At 70.9% G+C, this 1761-nt stretch carries 2 protein-coding genes; both read right to left on the bottom strand.

Annotation, left to right across the window (positions count from 1 at the left end; all coding sequences use genetic code 11):
* On the bottom strand, positions 1-263 hold a 263-nt coding region (locus R1101_RS0122850; protein WP_016935521.1), incomplete at its 3' end, for a hypothetical protein.
* Positions 264-387: 124 nt separating this feature from the next.
* On the bottom strand, positions 388-1761 hold a 1374-nt coding region (locus R1101_RS0122845), incomplete at its 5' end, for an SDR family NAD(P)-dependent oxidoreductase (protein ID WP_016935520.1).

The following is a 1761-nucleotide window of genomic DNA, read 5'->3' as shown; positions in this document are numbered from 1 at the left end:
GACTCTACCCGCTCCGCGCCGCTGCGCGCGAGCAACTCGACGGTCGTGCCGACGGGATCACCGTCGTGGACGGCCGAGAGCAGTTCCCAGCCGTCGGCTCCCGCCACCTCGCTCACCTGTGCCCGCACGTCCTCCACCTCGTCGGGTTCGTCGAGCGGATGGAGCACCACCAGCGACTGCTGCCGGTCGGCGGCCTCCCGCACCGCGGCCTCGAGAGCGATCCGGCCTTCGGGGGTATCGGCGTGAACGACAGCGACAGTCATGACTCTCCTCGTGCGGGCACCGGGCGACGTCCTCCATTATCGCCGCGACGCGGCATCCGGGCGACGAGGGTCGGTGTGGAACCGGTCTCCACCGCCCCGGTCGTGTCGCGCCGATCTCCCCGGATCACCAGGGCGCCGGGCGGAAGTCCTTGAGGAAACACCCGTACAGATCCGTACCGGCCTCGCCCTGCACGATCGGGTCGTACACGCGCGCCGCGCCGTCCACGAGGTCGAGCGGGGCGTGGAAGCCCTCCTCGGCGAGGCGCATCTTGGTGTGGTGCGGCCGCTCGTCGGTGATCCACCCGGTGTCGACGGCGGTCATGAGGATGCCGTCGGTGAGCATCTCCTCGGCGCTGGTACGGGTGAGCATGTTCAGCGCCGCCTTGGCCATGTTGGTGTGCGGATGCCCGGCGCCCTTGTAACGGCGACCGCCGAACTGCCCTTCCATCGCGGAGACGTTCACGATGTACTTACGGCGGGCCGACGACGCGGCAAGCGCAGGACGCAAACGGTTGACCAGGATGAACGGCGCCACCGAGTTGCACAGCTGGACCTCGAGCAGTTCGAGCGGCTCGACCTCGCCGACGGTCTGCACCCAGCTGTTGGTGTGCACGAGATCCGGCAGCAACCCGCCGGCGTCGACGGCGACTCCGGCCGCGACCCGCTCGGGTGTCGCCGAACCGGCAACCAACGCCAGCGAGGTCAGCGAGTGCGCAGACAGGTCGACGGGCAGCGATCCGGCCAGTGCGGCCGGGTGGGCATCCGACGGCTTGCCGAAGGTCAGGACCTCGGGGCGCGGTCCGGCGGGCAACGGATCGGCCTCCGCCTGGGCCAGCGCCGAATAGGCGCCGGGGGAGCGGCGCACCGTCTGCGCGGCGTTGTTGATGAGGATGTCCAGCGGGCCCTGCGCGGCGAGGTCGTCGGCGAGGGCGACCACCTGGGCGGGATCACGCAGGTCGATGCCGACGATGCGTAGCCGGTGCAGCCAGTCGCCGCTGTCCTCCATCGCGCTGAAGCGGCGGATGGCGTCGTTGGGGAACCGCGTGGTGACGGTGGTGTGCGCGCCGTCGCGGAGCAACCGCAGCGCGATGTACATGCCGATCTTGGCCCGTCCGCCGGTGAGCAGGGCGCGCCGGCCCCGCAGATCGGTGCGGGCGTCCCGCTTCGCGTGGTTCTCCTCCGCGCAGGTCGGGCACAGTTGGTGGTAGAAGGAGTCCACCCGGGTGTACTTGTCCTTGCAGACGTAGCAGGGCCGCGGTCGCAGCAGCGTGCCCGCGCTCGTGCCGCGGGTCGCCGAGGCCAGCGGCAGGCCGGCGGTCTCGTCGTCGATGCGGGTGGGAGAGGCCGTGGCGGTCGCGGACAGCACCTGACGGTCGGCGTCGGCGCGCTGTTTACGGACCTCGTTGCGGCGCCGCCGCTTGAACTTCTTGAACATGTGCCCCACGGCCCGCTGCACGGTGATCGCATCGGGATGCTCGGCGGCGAGACCGGCCGCTTG

It is taken from the genome of Rhodococcus sp. R1101, assembly GCF_000278445.1.
Classification (GTDB): Bacteria; Actinomycetota; Actinomycetes; order Mycobacteriales; family Mycobacteriaceae; genus Rhodococcus; species Rhodococcus gordoniae.
Note: the sequence above shows the minus strand (reverse complement) of the source record. Positions and strands in the feature narration are given on the sequence as shown.